Raw genomic sequence first — 16,702 nt, forward strand, 5'->3', positions numbered from 1 at the left:
TCGCCGCATGGATATAGATACATTGCTGGCTTCCCCCCCCCCCGATGAACTGCGCTCTCTGGCGTTAAAATTACTAGCAGGCCTTGAGCAAAAGACGCAGCGAAACCAGGAACAGGCAGACTACATTCAGCAGTTGGAAGAGGCACTAAAAAACGCCCGTCAGTGGCTCTTCGGTCGAAAAAGTGAAGCCTTTTAGGGAGAACAGCGCAGCCTGTTCGAAGAAATATCGAGGCTAATATCTCCGATAGGGACTTTTTATCTTAAAATATAACCCAACAATTACTTACAATTCAGTAAAATAATCCACCACACAAATCATTGATACGTTATATCTCTAAAAATCTCTCTCATTTCTATATTTAGTTGTTTACTGCCCCACAATCTGAATCCGATTAAATTTTCCTATCTAATTCATCAGACTGGGGAACAAAAATGCCATTCCGTTGTTTTTTAACGCTATTGATCACGCTTGCTACACAATCTACCGCCGCACAGGCCATCATTTACACTACGGGAAAGTGGCCGGTGATCAGCCCCCAACCCGACACAGTAGTGCAAATACTGGAAGATGTACAAAATCGGGAGCAGACGCTGTTCCCCAATCTGTACACCAGCCCGGAACAGGCTGAACGGCAGGCGCTGCTGCGGATGCAACAGCCAGACTGGCAGGAGCAGGAAGCACAGTTAACTAGCGCTTATCAGGCACTGATGGATGCATGGTCTCTGGGCATCGCCAAAGTTCCGGCAGTGGTGTTTGAAGATAAATACGTTGTCTACGGCACGACGGATATCGGGATTGCGCGGCAAAAGCTGGAAGCCTGGCGGGAGCGGCAACCATGAAATTACGCCGTTCCCTCTCATACGCCCTGCTTGCCGTGACGCTGCCCGCCGCCGCCATCACCACGCCGCAGATTATCGCTTCCTCACTGTCGCCGGACTGCCTGCAATATCGGGTAGTGGGACTTTGCTATTGGCTATTATGCACGCCCTGGGGCTGTAGCGTAAAAGTCTCTATCAAGGTCAAACACAATCTGCCCGAGCTGGTGGTGTCGGCTTACACCACACCCGGCGATAACCCGTGGCGGGAGATGGCCTTTATGGGGACTGCGGTCACTGGTGCCGAAGGCGGCGGCGACACCAACCCGCGTCCGGAAAACATCAAAACCAAAATTCGTTTCAAAAACGCCGACGCCATCGGCCACCCCGGCGGCGAGGTCTTCAGTCGTTTTCTGGGCGCATTCGGTTACAGTTGCAGCAGCGATGTCGTTCCCTTCCAGCCCTACTTTCTCAGTACCCTCGATACGCTGGCCTGGCGCGGCGCCGTGCCGGAAATGCTTTATCCCGAAGCGTTAACTCCCGGTCTGCGTGAAGTGGGACAGACCGGCGATTTATGGGGCAACGTCTACCCCCGCGCCGGCGCGTTGGGACAAACCCACGATCACAAAGCCGCGGCGGTCATGGCGCAACGCGCAGCGGATATCGTCACCCGTACCGGCCAGTTGCACGTCTATCTGCCGCTGACCGCCTCATCCCGTCCCGGTTACTGGCCGCCGTCCCCGGTGCAGGAAAACCGCTCCAACAATCACGGCTGGCAGATGCTCGTTCCCCAAACAAGCAACCAGTGCATCACCTTTCCCGACCGCAGCATCAACGACACCTACGCCGACAGGCTTGCCATTGATGGCAACTACTCCTGGACGCTCTGGCGTCCTTATTCCTGCTGCAAACGTCGCGGTCAGATATTTCTCGGCAGTACCGGAGGAGAATCCAATGAAACTGAAGTTCGCTCTGATCCCCCTATTGTCCTGCTTCCTCGGTGACATCGTGCTGGCAGCTGACGACAGCTATAGTCTGGAACAACGTGGCGCTATTGCGGACAGCCTTTATTACCAGATCGGCGGCGGGTCAGTGATCACTCCCGCCCTGACGCGCCGCAACACGCAGCTACTGAATATGCAACTGGGCTGGAATGCCGATCTGATGTGCGGAAATTTTGATATCAGCACTACGGTCAAAAACCAGCTTAACGGCGTCACAAGCGGGTTTCAGGATCTGATGGGGCAGGTTATCCAGAATGCCACAGGGGCCGTGGCCAGTCTGCCTGCGATGATCATCCAGCGAGCGAACCCTCAGCTTTATGATTTGCTTACCAACGGCATCCTACAGGGGCGGCTCGACTTTGATAAATCTATGCTCAGTTGCCGCAGGATGGCGGAGAAAATGACCGACTTTGCTTCCGGCTCGACATGGACGCAAAGTGCAAAAGCCGAAAATTACCAGACCGTCGCCGCCAGTGAAACCGATGCGGTACGCGCGGAGCAGCAGGCCAGTCGGGAAGCGGCTAAAAAAGGAAAAACCTGGGTGGGCGGGCAAAAACGCGGCGGCGATGGTCAGCGCCCCATCAACCTTATCGGCGATACCGTCAAAGCGGGCTATAACCTCCTGAACCAGCGGGACGTGACGGATACCAGCAGCGTCTCAGGCTCCTGGTGTAAAGGCGAGCTTTGCCAGGTCTGGAAAAAACCGGAAGAGGTCGCCGCATGGACAACGCGCGTTGTGGGTGAACAGACGATTAATGTCGCTCCCGATAATGATGCCGCCAGCAGCAGCAGCGAGAATAAAACCGGCGCGCAGGCGGGCGTGGGGCTTTCCCCGCTGATAGAAGAAGAGCAGGAGAAAATCGCGCAGGTACTGGCCGAACTGGTTAACGGTTCGCTTCGGCCCACGCACGAGAATCTGTCCAAAGTCAGCGGCGGCAAGCTGTTGCTCACGCGCGGCGTGATAGAGGCATTGAAAGACGATCCCGACGCCCTGGTGCTGGCACAGCGCTTATCGGGAGAAATGGCGCTCGCCAGAGTCATGGAACAGGCGCTGATGGCCCGCCGCACCCTGCTGGCCGGAATGCGCGAGCCCAATATCGCCAGTGAAAAAGAAGCGCAGTCACAACTGGGGCAGACCGCCCTGCAACTCGATCAGGAACTGAACCAGTTACGCCTCGAAATGGAGATGCGCCGTGCGCTGGCGGATAACGCCAGCAGCGTCATTCTGGAACGTCAGTCCTATCGCAATCTGACGCAGGGCCGGACTATTGATACGCATGATGACATGGATAATCGCATCAACAAACTGAATACCCCGGAACAGGAGAGCCACTGATGACATTCTCCCGAACCGGTAAAATACTGCTGTATGCTGTGGCGCTGATACTGGTTGCCGCGCTGACGACCTGGCTGGGAATACAGCTAACCGGCAGTGAATCTGACTGGCGCCATTGGCTGTATCAGGCACGCTTCGGCCTGCTTTGCTGGCGTCTGGCGTTGTACCTCTGTCTGGCTGGCTCCTGGCTGTCGCTACGCAAAACGCTTCTACAACGTTATCCCGCCTGTCAGCGCCTGTCGCTGCGTACCGCCTTCCTGTTTTTTCTGCTGGTCGCTGCCGCAGAATACAGCAATCTGGCATACCTCCGGGGAGGTGGCGCATGACGGCCAATACCTATCTGGAATACTTCCTCACGCTGCTGGGCTGGCTCGCCAATAATGGCATCTGGTCGGTCATCACCGCGACCGGCCTGTTCGCCTTCCCGCTGCTGGCGAAGCTCATTGAAATCTGGCTAAAAGCCCGCAGTCAGGGGGCTGACGAGGGAAATCAGGGAGGACTGGCGTTAGCCTGGATGGAGCACACGGTCTACACCGCGCTGGTGGTCATTATGTTTGCCTGCGTCCCTCTGCTGGATGTCGATCTGTCCACTATCCGCTATGATGCCTCTCGTATCTCGCAGTGTGGCCGCACCGTCGTGCAACCCTCTGATTCGGGTTACGCCTCGCTGACTAACGAACTGGGCGGCAAAACCGCGGCGGTTCCGGTATGGTGGTATTTTATTCATGCCGTATCCAAAGGCGTCACTAACGCCGCGGTCTCCACACTCCCCTGCTCTCCCGACCTGCGACAGATCCGCTTCGAGGTACAGCATACCCGCATCAGCGATCCAACGCTGGCGCAGGAGCTCCAGGATTTTGTGGAAGAGTGTTATGCACCTTCCCGCGCCCGCCTGAAAAGACAAGAAGCCGGTCTAGCGCTGGATATCAGCGATGACGTGGCCTGGCTCGGCTCTTCTCACTTCCTGACGACGCCCGGCTACTACGATACCGATCACGCACGTTCGCCGCGAAGCCAATGGCCGTATGACGGCACCCGGGACGCCGGATTATTTGATGCAGGCACTGGCGGCTATCCCACCTGCAAGCAGTGGTGGCAGGACGGTAGCATCGGCCTGAAAGATCGCCTGCTGGCGCTGGTTCGGCCTACCGTCTGGCAGCAGATCAAAGCGCTGGGGCAACCGAAAAGCGTTTACGAAGCGTCCGTACTGCGTTCTCTGGTCAGTCAGCGAAACATGCAGGCATCACAAAGCGGCTCTGTTTATGGCGGGTATGGCGGCAATGCCGGCATGATCTCGACAACACAGGCGCTGACGAGACTAAGCAGTCTGACGGGCACAGCCGTGTCCAGTCTGGCGATGTTTCCGGCATTCGACAGCCTGCGCCAGGCGCTGCCGATGGTACAAGCCATTCTACAGATGGCGCTGGTGATCTGCCTTCCCATAGTCATTCTGTTCTCCGCCTATGCGCTGAAAACGGTGATTACGCTGACGGCGGTGCAGTTCGCCCTGTTCTTCGTCTCCTTCTGGTGGGAGCTTGCCCGCTGGCTCGATAGCTGGCTGCTGATTGCGCTATACGACAGCAGTACTCACAGCAGCGTTTCGCTGACTACCCTGAATTACGGATTCCAGAACAGCAGCGACGATATCATCGTCAATATCGTGATGGGCACCATGTTTCTAGTGCTGCCGGCTTTCTGGATGGGGGCGCTGGGATGGGCGGGCATCAAAGTAGGAGGAACGCTGGAAAATGCGGCTTCAACAAGCACCAAAGACACAAAAACAGCAGGAGGTTCAGGAAGCAATACGTTGCTATCAGTAACGCAGAAAAGAAAGTAATTCAGTCATCTATACGACTACATATCGTCCCTTCATAATAATAACCAGGCCCTTCGGGGCCATCAGCATGATAACCGCTTATATTTTCATCGCCGGACAGCTCAGGTACAAGCGCCAACAAATCCCCGATCAATTCGCCGACCAGCACAGCCTGATCCTGCGACTCCGGCGCAAGCGATTGAGCATGGATTTGTTGCATTTGATACATGGCTTCCCGGCATTTATCTTCATTAGTCCATTCGTTATCCGGTGCGCTTTGCAGCCAGTTTTTGAGGCTGTTTTTCATGATCACATTCCGTTACCCGTATCCACCATAGTGTGCTCAAACCTTACCTCACTGAACAAAAAACGCACAGTTATTTCTCACTTTTTAGTATTCAGTTATTCATATCTCCACACAGTCCCGTAATCCATTATTTCCCGGCAAGTCGCTGCTGTTGCAGCCCCCGGTGAACATCGTTCACACCTCCGAATGCTCATACACCTGAAAACGAGCGACGCCTTACGCGCTGGTGCATCTTCTCCACATTATTCATGATACCGGAGACCCCTATGTCTGAACTCACTCAATACTCTGCCTTTTCTCCCACAGATAAGGTGCTGATTGCCCGCGCCATCAGGGCTATCGAAAAACAATTTACCGGTGCATCTGAGAATACGCCGGTTTTTACCGATAACCAGATGGCGGTTGATTATCTGCGTTTACAACTCTGCGACCATGACAGGGAACATTTTATGGTGCTGTTTCTTAACACCCAGAACAGGCTGATTGCCGCAGAGAAAGTCTTCAGCGGCAGTCTGGCGTCTGTAGAGGTCCATCCGCGGATTATTGCCCGCAAGGCGCTCATACATAATGCCCGAAGCCTGATTCTGGCGCATAATCACCCTTCGGGTAATGCCTCTCCCAGCCTGGCGGACAGGAATCTCACCCGGAATATGGTGCAATGTCTTTCCCTCTTCGACATTAATATTCTGGACCATATTATTATCACGCCCGGCGATGCGTATTATGCCTTTTCCCAACACGGTGAAATATAATCTGAAAGCACCCTTCAGTGGAGGGTGCTTTTTAATTATGCATTCATGAAAAATGGAGTTCATTATTATCTTTGACGGACTAAAAAGGAAAAGGGCCAACGGCAAGGGATAAAGGTTTTTAAGGGTAACAGGCGTTACCGAAAGGGCCAGAGGCAAAAGGCTATTTTCCTAAACAGGAAATCCTGTTTTTATGCATTCAGTCTTTAATAAAACATGCTGGATCTGTTTTTAATTAATTACCGACTAGTTAGCTATTTTCCTTCACAGTTTATCCTGCATTCATTCTTTTGGCTTTTCAGTATTTCATGAATTCAGGAGATCTTATGATCATCAGCTTTATCAGCCAGAAAGGTGGCGTCAGTCGTTCAACGCTCGCCCGCGCCACTGCCGTTGAACTCATTCACTCAGGCAAAAAAGTACATCTCGCCGATCTGGACAGCCGACAGCAAACGTCCGCCAAATGGGCCGAGCGCCGCGATAACGCCGGTATTTCTCCCGCGGTGGAAACCGGCGTCTATCGCCGTCACGACGTGGCGCTAAAAGTCGCAAACAGTTATCAGTGCCTTATCATCGATACCCGTCCGTTTGTCGATATCTCTTCTCTCGATATCGCCCGTCAGTCAAACCTCGTCGTGATCGCCACCGGCACCTCGCTGGATGATCTGGAACCCTCACTGCTGTTGGGCCATGAACTGGTGCATAGAGGTATTCCACACAACCGGTTGTTCTATGTGGTCAGCAAAGCGCCCAGCCAGGCCGAAGGCCGTTCCGCCTGTCAGACCATCACCGCCTGGCAGTTTGCCTGCGCGCACACGTTCCTCACGTTTAAACCGGGTTACAGCATTGCACTGGATGCGGGACTGTCCATCACGGAAACGCCGTGGAAAACGTTGAACCGACGCGCAAAAAACGTGATCCACGAAATTTGCGGTCGTGCAGCCCGTCCCCAGCCTTGATTTCTTCCTGCCTGAAAACAGGAAAGAAGAAAAATCGGCATTCATGATTTCAGGCTCTTTCGGCATTCAGGACTTCTGATATGGCAAAAAAATCCGTACTCAAGTTGACGCCCCTTGCACCCCGTCCACTGGAGGTAACGAGCACCGAGCACCAGACCGACAATACAAAACCCATTCAGATCCGCATCGATCCCCTGATGCACCGGGAAATCAAGGCGTTTGCCGCCGAGCAGGGAAAAACCATCACGGCATTTTTACTGGAGTGCTACCAGTTTTACCGCCAGATGAACAAATAACATCATGACAGGTCACCATCATGAAAACCGGCATTCATGCAAAACTGAAATGGCTCACCAGCAAAAAGTCAATACCCGAACCGGCAACAGCCCCTGTCTATCAGGAAATCACTACCGGCTGGCTATATCCGCAGAAAGCAGAAGCGCTGCTCGTCACCCCATTGCGCCGACAACTGATGAAAATCATCTGGCAGAGAACATCGTTACCCGTCGCATTATTCAAGGAACTGTATCAACGCCCGATTGCACGTTTTTCCGAACTGGTACAACAGTTCCCGGCCTCCGAATATCATCATCACTCGCATCCGGGAGGGTTGCTGGATCACACGCTGGAGGTCATGGCATTTGCGGCAAAGCTGCGCCAGCGCCATCTCCTTCCCGTTGGCGCGGCGCCGGAAGATCAGGCCCGAGAAGCCGAAGCCTGGACAGCGGGGATACTTTATGCCGCTCTGCTGCATGATATCGGAAAAATAGTAACGGATATTGAAGTCATGACCGACGATAACCAGCGCTGGTTGCCGTGGATGGGGCCGCTGGCGCAACCCTATCGCCTGAGATACCAAAAAAACCGCGATCACCGGCTCCACCCGGCGATCGGAAGCCTGCTGGCCCTACAGATCCTGCCGGTTTCGGCGCTCAACTGGCTGGCGCAGTACCGGGAACTCAACGAATCCTTCCTGTATTGTATCAGCGGCCATTATGACAACGCGGGTGTACTGGGTGAACTGGTACAGGAAGCGGATCGCGCATCAGTGGCACAGTTTATGGGGGGCAATGCCAGCCAGACGCTGACCCGCCCGGCATCCTCGCTGCCGGAACAACTCCTCTCTGCCCTGCGGGAACTGGTGAGAGCGGAATTCAAGCTAAGTAACCCAAGTTCAGGCTCCGATGGCTGGCTAACGGACGACGCGCTTTGGCTGATCAGCAAAACCACCGCCGACAGAGCGCGGGCGTGGTTGTTGCAACAGGGCGTAACCAGCGTACCTGAAAGCAATGTCCGGCTATTTGATGAAATGCAGGCGCATGGGCTGATTGTTCCCACGCAGGACGGTAAGGCGGTCTGGTCATGCACCGTCACCGCTGACAGCGGCTGGACGCCGGGCCGCCCACTAACATTGTTGCGCCTAGCGCCATCACGGATCTGGCCGAACTCAGAAGATCGACCCACGCCGTTTTCCGGAAAAGTGATACCAGGTAGTACGGCGACGACCATAGCCACTGAAAGAGGAAAAGCTGACAGCCAAACCGCTCCCGACATTACTGCACCTGAAAACGAACTCAGTGAGTTGGCTTTTTCTCTGTTTGCACCACCGGAACAGGAAATCGATAAACACATCCTGCCCGCATCGACAGATATAGTTGATGAATTACCGAAAGTTCAGCCCGGACAGGTAGAAGCAGAGACAGGCGGCAGGGAAAACGTCAGTCGGCAACCAGAGACGCCACGTCCCGTTGCCGTACCCGAAACCGCTCAGGTTACGGATACCGGTTTTATCGACTGGCTCAGGGAAGGCATACGAACCTATAAAATTGCGGTAAACGACACGCTGGCAAGGATCCATATGGTCGAAGGCAAAGCGTTTCTGGTCTCACCGGAAATCTTTAAGCTGTACGTCAAAACCACTACCGGCGCAACCGGCGATGAATGGAAACAGGTGCAGAAAGCATTCCAGAAACTGAAACTCCACCAGCGCGGCAACGATGGCATCAACATTTTCGTTTGCGAAGTGAAAGGTCCGCGTAAAACGCGTCGGGTGAAGGGGTATCTGCTAAACAGGCCGGAAGATATATTTGATGAAGCTGTGCCAGAGGATAATCCTTATTTGTCGGTTGTTACGGACATTCAAAGCGGTAGATGACTTTAACCATATAGCGCTATTATCAGACAGTCGGGTATGGTTAAGGGACATAAAGGAATACATACGACCCGCCCAGAGCGTTCCCCACGATATACCTTACGCGGAGATTAAACTGCGAATTTATTTTACTTACCCATGTTAATCCAGAAGTATAATTTACCTTCATGCTAAAAATTAGAGTTATTGACTTATTTTTAAAGCACTGGTTATTTGTACATTGAAAAGGAAAAAAACAGACACATTTATAAGCTATCTTTCCGAGAGGGAGTTAGCGATGTCTGACGTAAGTGCAGTGAATAATTACAACGTTCGGATACTTAGTCTGAATGGTGGTGGGGCTAGGGGGATGTTTACTATCAGTGTCCTTGCAGAGATTGAGAGGATACTTGCCAGTAAACACCCTAGCCAAGACATCAAAATTGGTGACTATTTTGATCTCATTACTGGAACATCAATAGGCGGTATATTGGCTCTCGGGCTTGCTACAGGCAAGAGTGCTCGCGATCTGGAACGAGCCTTCTTCGTTAAAGCGAATGACATTTTTCCAACCAGATGGTGGCTGACCAACCTGGTTAAGTCACTTGTTGCTCCTATTTACAGTAGCTTGCCCCTCCGGGAAACCGTTGAAGAAATGATAGGAGCTGAAACCACCTTTAATGACCTGACCCGGCGAGTGATGGTTCCGGCAGTAAACCTTTCAACAGGAAAGCCGCAGTTTTTCAAGACACCACATAACCCTGATTTCACCCGCGACGGGCCGCTAAAATTGATTGATGCCGCGCTCGCAACCTCCGCCGCACCAACGTACTTTGCCCCGCACTATTGCAAAGATCTCCGCGCGTATTTTGCTGATGGGGGTTTGGTTGCTAACAACCCTAGTTACATAGGACTTCTGGAAGTGTTCAGGGATATGAAGTCTGACTTTAATGTAGCCCACAAAGACATACACATACTCAATATCGGTACTGTCGGTGAAGAATACTCACTTAGTCCAAGGCTTCTGAGCAAAAAATGGTGGAGTGGATACTGCCACCTGTGGGGAGTGGGTAAACGACTGGTGCTTACAACCATGACGGCTAACCAGCATCTTCATAAAAATATGCTCCTGCGTGAGCTTACTCTCCATGACGCGTTCGATAACTATATCTACTTGGATGAAGTTATCCCCAATGAAGCAGCCAGTGATATCACTCTGGATAATGCCACGAAGAGTTCCCTGGAAAATCTAAGCGCAAGGGGAACACAACTCGCTAATGTGCAGTTCGCTCAGAATCAGAAGCTTAAGAACTTTTTCACTACACCTGCAAAACCCTTTAGGCGCACAATCGCGCAGGAGATACTCTGATGCGTTGGGATTTTAACAATTACTACAGCCACAATGTGGATGGCTTAATCAGTAAACTCAAACTGGGAAAGACTGAATCCGATAAACTGAAAGCGCTTCGCCAGAAAGTCCGTGAGAGAACGAGAGATGTATTTAAGGAAGCCCGGGAAGTCGCTACTGACGTCAGAAGGCAAACATTGACACTTGAGAGCGTCAGGTTAAAACTGGAGCAAACGAATGTTCGCTACCTCTCGCCCTCAGACCGTGCTGATCTTGCACGGCTCATTTTTGAAATGGAAGATGAAGCACGAGATGATTTCATCAAATTTCAGCCTCGTTTCTGGACTCAGGGAAGCTTTCAGTACGATACGTTAAACAGGCCTTTTCATCCGGGGCAGGAAATGGATATAGATGATGGTACCTATATGCCCATGACCGTATTTGAATCCGAACCTAGCATTGGCCACACTCTGCTACTTCTACTCGTAGATACTTCACTGAAATCGTTAGAAGCTGAAAACGATGGATGGAGATTTGAAGAAAAGAATACATGTGGCCGCATTAAAATTCCTCATGAGAAAACACACATTGATGTGCCTATGTATGCGATCCCGAAAGAGCAATTTCAGACCAAACAAACCGCAGCAGATTCTGCACACGTCATAAAGGCAAATTCGATGTTTGAGTCTGTAGCTATGAATAGGGATTTGCGCGAGGCATATGTCGTTGAGTCCGACAAAGTCAATTTAGCACTACGTGATGGGGTAAAAAGGTGGTCGATAAGCGACCCAAAAATTGTTGAAGACTGGTTTAACGACAGTTGCAAGCGCATCGGAGGGCACCTTCGTTCAATTTGCCGCTTTATGAAAGCCTGGAGAGATGCTCAATGGGAAGTTGGAGGCCCTTCATCAATCAGTCTGATGACTGCCGTGGTAAACATCCTCGACAGAGAGGATCATAATGGTTCCGACCTCACCGAGACGATGAAACTCGTTGCCAGACTACTGCCTGATGAATTCTGTAGTGGTCTGGAAAGTCCCGACGATACTGATGACAAGTTACTGTTCCCGGCTGAATGCGATCATAATGTACACCAGAGAACCATCGTTGAAACTATGAGAAGCTTACAGGGTATTTTACTTGATGCTGAGAGCTCAGGCAGCAGAGAAGATGCGCTACATAAAATGAATGAAGCATTTGGGAAACGAGTAACTAATGCTTCGTTAATCACATCAATTGCTGCGGCTCCGGCATTTCACAATTTGCCATCTAAAGAGCCTGCACCCGTGAAAATCAACAAAACGATGGTAAGTGGCTGATGGAGGAAGGGCTACTTCATAAAGTGATGACAGGTTGCGGGTATCGCTATACACGTGCTCGCAATCTGCCTGAGAAGGCTATTCTGCACAGCCAGGATCGTCGGAAAGGCTTTTATACGAAAGAATACGAGACTATCGCAGGTAACTTTAATATTGCTCTTGTGATCCACTCTGACCCATTTACTGAACTACCGATAGCTTGCATTTTTGAACTCCCTGAGCAATTCAGAGACCGTCTTATGCCCCATGTCAGTCTTGAAGGGATCCTATGTTATGTAGAACAAATGGAGGCGGACTGGGATTCCAACGACCTAGAAGGAACATATAGAGAAGTTGATACACAGATACACAGAACTCTAGTTAACTCGGTATTAGCAGCTATAGAAGGGCAGAATGATAAGAGAGAACTGGAAGGCGAATTTACCACATACTGGCGACCCAGTGAGAGCCTGTTTATTCTGTCAAACGCAAGCCGGGAGACAAAACTTAAAACTCGTTTGTCGAAATCATTAACGCCTGATGGTACCCCCAGACTGGAGTATATAACGGTTGAGGAATCGTCACCGGAGGACTCGGAAAGTGTTATTACAAAATGGCTTAAGCAAAGGTATCTCCACCTGAGCTCGTTAAAAGAATACCTTATCAATACGCACTACATTTCTGTAAACCCCTGCCGCCTTGCCGGGATGAAATGGCCACCGGCTTCATTTCGGGACTTATTGGATTGGCTTGAAAAGGCGGATCGCAATGCCAGAGATAGAGTCATTGAACACATCAAAGCGGAAGGCAAGAAAAGGTACATTTTTCTCTTTGATATTTTCAACCAGGATATCTTTGCTATTTATGTTGAGTTCAACACAAAGTCTATTGATTTCAGGAGACATAAGAGATCAGCCAAAAACTCAACCGCCAAATTAGCTACAATGTTGGGTGGCAAAAGCGTTTGTACAGCGTATCAAAGACTGGAGGTTATTCGTGCGGATATTGCGACATTACTTAGCCGAAATTCCCGGCGAGAAGGGGCAGCAAATCTATCAGAAAAGTGTATAGCTCTGGTCGGCTGTGGAACAATTGGTGGGTATCTTGCGGAATTATTACTCCGGAACGGGGCTGGATGCGGTAAAGGTTTCCTGCACCTCTATGATGATGATTTATATAAACCAAGTAATTTTGGTCGCCATCCCTTATCGTCACATGATTTTGGGTGGCCCAAATCCCTTTCACTTGCAACAAGACTCCAGGACTCCGTGCATTTACAGACGAAGGTTGTCGGATTTATAAAACAATTCACTATCAGTACTGATGTAATGCAGAAATACGACATTATTATTGATGCAACAGGCCGTCCTCCGGTATCCAAGCGTATGGCTGCGATAGTAAGAGAGATTCCCCCAGAGCAAAGACCAATAGTTATTCATGCATTTAATGATGGTAACGGACGAGCATCAAAAGTTTTAATCGATGACGGTCGAAGCTGCTATGTGTGTATGGTTTCTAATCCCGCAAAATACCGCAACGAGATCGATTCACGATTTTACAATCTCGATATATCAAGTGAAAAAAGCAAAAGCTGTGGTAGCACTTACACACCTTATGATGCGGCGGTGAGTAGTATAACTGCATCTTTAGCTCAACTGGCGGTGTTGAGTATTCTCGAACCCGAGCTGAAGTGGACTTATAGTGAACATATGCTTGAGGGTGGACGTTCGCTCAAACCTCAATTTTTGCCACGCCAGCCTAACTGCCCTATATGTAATGAACATAAATGAATTGGTATTCATCGATGATTTTAACAATCATGTCGTTATCATGAGTGAGGTCGTGCAACGGCTCAATTCATATCGTCAAATGCATTATGCTAGTACCGAGGCTGGAGGGACCCTGATAGGAGAACGCCGGGGGCAACACATTGTCATCACTAACATTTCGGAGCCCGGTTCTGGTGATATCAGGTCACGTAATCAGGTAGATAGAAAAGGTGTTCACCATCAGCAAAAAATTGACGAATTATTTCAACAATCAGACGGCTTCCTTGTTTATTTGGGCGAATGGCATACACATCCCGAAGATTTTCCGCAACCATCGTATACAGACATAAAATCTTGGCTGACCGGGCTAAAAGTAACTGAACCAATGGTCATGCTTATTGTGGGCAGAAAAAGAGTATGGGGAGGTAAAAAATATTGTAATGACATAAAAATTTTAAAAGAGAAAATAAGTAATAGCCAGGATTAATGGCCCATATGTATTAGCTATATTAGCTCATAGCTGCTCTGAGATATTAGCCGCCATTAACTACTGGATATTTTGTGGATACTGTCCTGTCAGATATTTCAAGTTCGGAACGGCGGCGCTGACCTGTCAACGCTGTACGGTTATCCGTCTGATATCCGCAAGGCGATTTACACCACCAACGCTATTGAGTCGCTGAATAGCGTAATCCGGCATGCGATTAAAAAACGTAAGGTGTTCCCATCAGACGACTCGGTAAAGAAGGTGATATGGCTGGCGATAGAGACGGCGTCAAAGAAATGGACAATGCCGCTGAGGGACTGGCGGTTGGCCATGAGCCGCTTTATTATCGAGTTCGGTGATCGTGCGAGCGATCACCTTTAAATGAGATGGCGATTAAACAGAATCGTGGACAGGCTCCAAAAATGAAAAAGACGATCCGTTTTCCACAGCGGATCGCCCTCACTGGATAAATTCTGCTACAGCATTACTGCGCGTGCCGATTCATTAACTTTTCGCCCCCACCACTCCATAACCTCAACACGCTGCGAGAGATATGTGGAGCGGTTATAAGCGGCCCGCGTCTGATTGGTATCGACATGCGCCAACACAGCTTCAATCACATCCGGTGAAAATCCGGCTTCATTCATGGCCGTACTGCCCAAGGCCCGAAAACCGTGCGATACCAGTTCTCCCCCCAGTCCCATGCGATGTAAAGCCTTATTGACCGTTTCACTGTTCATCGGCTTGCTACGCTTCCCTCTGCCGGGAAAAACGAATGCCGAGTGCCCGCTAAACGGTTTAAGCCGCTCTAGTAGCACCATCGCTTGCGGTGACAGCGGTACTTGATGTTCACGGCGCTTCTTCATACGCTCTGGCGGAATGGTCCAGAGTTTTTTTTCCATGTCGATTTCACGCCACATAGCCCCGGCCGCCTCGCCGGGACGAACCAATGTCAAAAGTTGCCATTTCAGCAGATAGCGCGTCATCAGGCCCAGATTGGTCGTTTCAATGCGCTGCATTAGTTCCGGCAAACGTTCGGGACGAATGGTTGCCATATGCTGTTTCTTCGGCTTCTCAAACACCTTACCAATCGTGGATGCCGGGTTGGCATCAAGAAGCCCGGAATTGACCGCGAATACCATGATTTCATTGATACGCTGCGTCAGACGGCGCAGGGTTTCCAGCGCACCACGTACCCGTACCGGTTCAAGCGCGGCGATCAGGGTGTGCGCTTTCAAGTCAGCCACGGCTATCTGTCCAATTACCGGAAAAACGTCCCGCTCCAGTGAACGCCAGATATCGCCGGCATGAATCTCGGAAATACCGCTGGTTTTTTTAATGGCAAACCACCTCGTTGCCACATTAACGAACAGCCTGTCTTTGGCTCTTTTTTCCTGCTCAGCCTCGTCCTGTTCCTGTTTTTTGGGGTCGATACCTTTGATCAAAAGCGAGATATATTCATCATGAAGGGTACGCGCGGCCGCCAGCGTCATGGAGGGATAATGGCCCAGCGTGATATTGGTACGCGTTGAGGAATTTGGTCGCTGGTAACGAAAACGCCAGATTTTCTTACCGGTAGTCCTGATGGAAAGTGTCAGGCCATGACCATCAGGCAGTTCATAATCTTTAGCGGCGGGTTTTGCTTTTTGTACTGTGACAGCAGAAAGCAGGCGGTGTGTTGCGGTCATCATTCACTCCTTAGTTGTCGTTAAAAACCAAACGACGGGAATGGTGTAATGTCCTGTATCCGCAACCCTTTCTCAGCCACAAAACAAAAATGGCCTACGAAATTTCTCTTTCCTACGCGTAGGCCATTTTGTGGGCCATTTCGCGCCGGATACCCCGATATGCAGAGGGTATCATAGAGACGAAAAAAAACCGTATGCCTTTGACAGCGATACGGTTTTCATTCATCCAGAGATGTATAGGAACATCCCGGAATAGATAAGTGGCGGAACGGACGGGACTCGAACCCGCGACCCCCTGCGTGACAGGCAGGTATTCTAACCAACTGAACTACCGCTCCACCGATTCTGTTACGCGTATCTTCCTGATACTGCCCTTTCGGGCCAGCTTCCGCTGCCTGATTACCGAATGTCATCCCGGTAATCCGTATTTGATGCCTGGCAGTTTATGAATCATTTCATGATTCACCCTACGGGCCGTTGCTGCGCAACGTTTAAAATCCTTCGGCTTTTTTCCTACTCTCTATCGAGTAGCGAACTGCCCGTTGGATTTCACTGCTACTTCTAATTTGATGCCTGGCAGTTCCCTACTCTCACATGGGGAGACCCCACACTACCATCGGCGCTACGGCGTTTCACTGCTGAGTTCGGCATGGGGTCAGGTGGGACCACCGCGCTATCGCCGCCAGGCAAATTTCTCGTCTCTTCCTGAGACTCGCCCTTCGGGCCGTCGCTATGCGACGTACAAAATCGTTCCCGACGATTTTGTCTGTTCCCTTTTCAGGCCAGCGCTCCGCGCTGTTTGATGTCCGCGTTATACGCAAACATTTTAATCTTCAATCCGTCAACAAGCTAAAATTCTTCGTCTCTCTCACCAAAACACCTTCGGTGTTGTAAGGTTAAGCCTCTCGGGTCATTAGTACTGGTTAGCTCAATGCATCGCTGCACTTACACACCCAGCCTATCTACGTCGTCGTCTTCAACGGCCCTTCAGGGG

The 16,702-nt window shown here is 50.7% G+C and carries 16 protein-coding genes, 1 tRNA gene, 2 rRNA genes and 1 pseudogene; 15 read left to right on the plus strand and 5 right to left on the minus strand.

Features of this window, described 5'->3' with window-relative positions:
- Positions 1-7 precede the first annotated feature (7 nt).
- The 6 genes from ABRZ28_RS17720 to ABRZ28_RS17745 all read left to right on the plus strand — a co-directional run bounded on the left by ABRZ28_RS17720 (position 8) and on the right by ABRZ28_RS17745 (position 4,993).
- Positions 8-196: a hypothetical protein gene (locus ABRZ28_RS17720; protein WP_112092786.1), complete on the plus strand. Its 189-nt coding sequence runs from the start codon at positions 8-10 to the stop codon at positions 194-196.
- Positions 197-432: 236 nt separating this feature from the next.
- A complete protein-coding gene (locus ABRZ28_RS17725; protein ID WP_330521017.1) occupies positions 433-840 on the plus strand; it encodes a TIGR03757 family integrating conjugative element protein in 408 nt (135 codons plus the stop codon).
- Positions 837-1,820 (plus strand): TIGR03756 family integrating conjugative element protein, encoded by a 984-nt coding sequence (locus ABRZ28_RS17730; protein WP_330521018.1) that lies wholly within the window; start codon positions 837-839, stop codon positions 1,818-1,820. The genes ABRZ28_RS17725 and ABRZ28_RS17730 overlap by 4 nt, the downstream gene beginning before the upstream one ends.
- Positions 1,771-3,156, plus strand: coding sequence for an integrating conjugative element protein (locus ABRZ28_RS17735; protein WP_330521019.1), 1,386 nt, complete (start codon positions 1,771-1,773; stop codon positions 3,154-3,156). Before ABRZ28_RS17730 ends, ABRZ28_RS17735 begins: the two co-directional genes overlap by 50 nt.
- Positions 3,156-3,482, plus strand: a complete 327-nt coding sequence (locus ABRZ28_RS17740; RefSeq protein WP_330521020.1) for a hypothetical protein — start codon at positions 3,156-3,158, stop codon at positions 3,480-3,482. The genes ABRZ28_RS17735 and ABRZ28_RS17740 overlap by 1 nt, the downstream gene beginning before the upstream one ends.
- Complete coding sequence (locus ABRZ28_RS17745) at positions 3,479-4,993, plus strand: conjugal transfer protein TraG N-terminal domain-containing protein (RefSeq protein ID WP_330521021.1); 1,515 nt, start codon at positions 3,479-3,481, stop codon at positions 4,991-4,993. The genes ABRZ28_RS17740 and ABRZ28_RS17745 overlap by 4 nt, the downstream gene beginning before the upstream one ends.
- A 1-nt stretch (position 4,994) precedes the next feature.
- On the opposite strand, the gene ABRZ28_RS17750 is transcribed toward ABRZ28_RS17745, so the two are convergent.
- Positions 4,995-5,279 carry a hypothetical protein gene (locus tag ABRZ28_RS17750; RefSeq protein ID WP_330521022.1) on the minus strand — a complete coding sequence of 95 codons (285 nt, stop codon included), beginning with the start codon at positions 5,277-5,279 and terminating at the stop codon, positions 4,995-4,997.
- A gap of 266 nt (positions 5,280-5,545) precedes the next feature.
- Between ABRZ28_RS17750 and ABRZ28_RS17755 the strand changes: the two genes are divergently transcribed.
- The 9 genes and pseudogenes from ABRZ28_RS17755 to ABRZ28_RS17795 all read left to right on the plus strand — a co-directional run.
- A complete protein-coding gene (locus tag ABRZ28_RS17755) occupies positions 5,546-6,031 on the plus strand; it encodes a JAB domain-containing protein (RefSeq protein WP_330521023.1) in 486 nt (161 codons plus the stop codon).
- Positions 6,032-6,354: 323 nt separating this feature from the next.
- On the plus strand, positions 6,355-6,987 hold the full coding sequence (locus ABRZ28_RS17760; RefSeq protein WP_330521024.1) for a ParA family protein: 633 nt from the start codon (positions 6,355-6,357) through the stop codon (positions 6,985-6,987).
- Between the two features lie 80 nt (positions 6,988-7,067).
- On the plus strand, positions 7,068-7,283 hold the full coding sequence (locus ABRZ28_RS17765; RefSeq protein WP_121590240.1) for a hypothetical protein: 216 nt from the start codon (positions 7,068-7,070) through the stop codon (positions 7,281-7,283).
- A 20-nt stretch (positions 7,284-7,303) separates the two neighbouring features.
- Complete coding sequence (mobH, locus tag ABRZ28_RS17770; RefSeq protein ID WP_319604378.1) at positions 7,304-9,142, plus strand: MobH family relaxase; 1,839 nt, start codon at positions 7,304-7,306, stop codon at positions 9,140-9,142.
- Between the two features lie 274 nt (positions 9,143-9,416).
- Complete coding sequence (locus ABRZ28_RS17775) at positions 9,417-10,487, plus strand: CBASS cGAMP-activated phospholipase (RefSeq protein ID WP_085690038.1); 1,071 nt, start codon at positions 9,417-9,419, stop codon at positions 10,485-10,487.
- On the plus strand, positions 10,487-11,785 hold the full coding sequence (locus ABRZ28_RS17780) for a CBASS cGAMP synthase (RefSeq protein WP_085690037.1): 1,299 nt from the start codon (positions 10,487-10,489) through the stop codon (positions 11,783-11,785). Before ABRZ28_RS17775 ends, ABRZ28_RS17780 begins: the two co-directional genes overlap by 1 nt.
- A complete protein-coding gene (locus ABRZ28_RS17785; RefSeq protein ID WP_085690035.1) occupies positions 11,785-13,554 on the plus strand; it encodes an E2/UBC family protein in 1,770 nt (589 codons plus the stop codon). Before ABRZ28_RS17780 ends, ABRZ28_RS17785 begins: the two co-directional genes overlap by 1 nt.
- Positions 13,541-14,020, plus strand: a complete 480-nt coding sequence (gene cap3 / locus ABRZ28_RS17790; RefSeq protein ID WP_085690033.1) for a CBASS system CD-NTase/cGAS isopeptidase Cap3 — start codon at positions 13,541-13,543, stop codon at positions 14,018-14,020. Before ABRZ28_RS17785 ends, cap3 begins: the two co-directional genes overlap by 14 nt.
- Positions 14,021-14,143: 123 nt before the next feature.
- Positions 14,144-14,401, plus strand: a pseudogene (locus ABRZ28_RS17795) (transposase); the annotation flags it as partial.
- A 95-nt stretch (positions 14,402-14,496) separates the two neighbouring features.
- On the opposite strand, the gene ABRZ28_RS17800 reads toward ABRZ28_RS17795, so the two are convergent.
- From ABRZ28_RS17800 to ABRZ28_RS17815, 4 genes are all read right to left on the minus strand, one after another.
- Positions 14,497-15,708 (minus strand): integrase domain-containing protein, encoded by a 1,212-nt coding sequence (locus ABRZ28_RS17800; protein WP_330521027.1) that lies wholly within the window; start codon positions 15,706-15,708, stop codon positions 14,497-14,499.
- Between the two features lie 261 nt (positions 15,709-15,969).
- A tRNA-Asp gene (locus ABRZ28_RS17805) sits at positions 15,970-16,046 on the minus strand.
- Between the two features lie 233 nt (positions 16,047-16,279).
- Positions 16,280-16,395 (minus strand): 5S ribosomal RNA (rrf, locus tag ABRZ28_RS17810).
- Between the two features lie 205 nt (positions 16,396-16,600).
- Positions 16,601-16,702: ribosomal RNA gene (locus ABRZ28_RS17815) — 23S ribosomal RNA — on the minus strand; the annotation flags it as partial.

The sequence above is a fragment of the Brenneria sp. g21c3 genome (genome assembly GCF_040240345.1).
GTDB lineage: Bacteria > Pseudomonadota > Gammaproteobacteria > Enterobacterales > Enterobacteriaceae > Brenneria.